Origin of the sequence: Malaciobacter halophilus (assembly GCF_002837275.1) — a bacterium.
Lineage (GTDB): Bacteria > Campylobacterota > Campylobacteria > Campylobacterales > Arcobacteraceae > Malaciobacter > Malaciobacter halophilus.
In genome coordinates, this window is the sequence record NZ_NXIF01000065.1 from 1 (window position 1) to 648 (window position 648).

The 648-nt window shown below is 32.9% G+C and carries 2 protein-coding genes; both read right to left on the reverse strand.

Annotated elements, in window-relative coordinates; all coding sequences use genetic code 11:
* On the reverse strand, positions 1–257 hold a 257-nt coding region (locus CP960_RS12955), incomplete at its 3' end, for a PAS domain-containing protein (RefSeq protein WP_119184492.1).
* An 11-nt stretch (positions 258–268) separates the two neighbouring features.
* A partial coding sequence (locus CP960_RS12960; RefSeq protein ID WP_228152082.1) for a methyl-accepting chemotaxis protein occupies positions 269–648 on the reverse strand: 380 nt, incomplete at its 5' end.

Genomic DNA, 648 nt, shown 5'->3' on the forward strand with positions numbered 1-648 from the left:
CCTCCTGATTTTGTAGCATTTTTTACATACCCTGTCCATATCTCACCTCTTTGTATTGTTTCCCATAAACTTTTAAAGGCTTTTTTGGGCATGTCTTTATGTCTTACCATATTATGTGGTTGTCCCATTAACTCTTCTAGGCTATACTCCGCTATTTTACAAAAATCATCATTTGCAAATGATATTATACCTTTTTCATTTGTTTCACTTACTAAAAATGCATATTCATCTAATACTGTTTCTTGTCCTGCTGCCATATTTAGCTCCGTTAAAATTGTTTACTTTTGGCATCATTTACTAACTCTTTTGCCATTGTTGATACTTCTGATGCTATATTTGATATTTGTGTTGCTTCACTTGCGTTCTCTTGTGTTACTCTATCTAACATTGTTATTGTATCATTTATCTGTTCGATTCCTGTCATTTGCTCTTTTGAAGCTGCACTTACATTTTCTATTATATGAATTGTTTCATTTATATGTGTATTTAACTCTTCATACCCTTTTATCATATCATCTGATATTACTTTCCCTTCACTTGCTTTAGTTGTTGCATTTTCTACTAAATCTTTTATCTCTTTTGCTGCTTGGGCACTTCTACTTGCTAAGTTTCGCACTTCTTGTGCTACTACTGCAAAGCCTTTTCCTG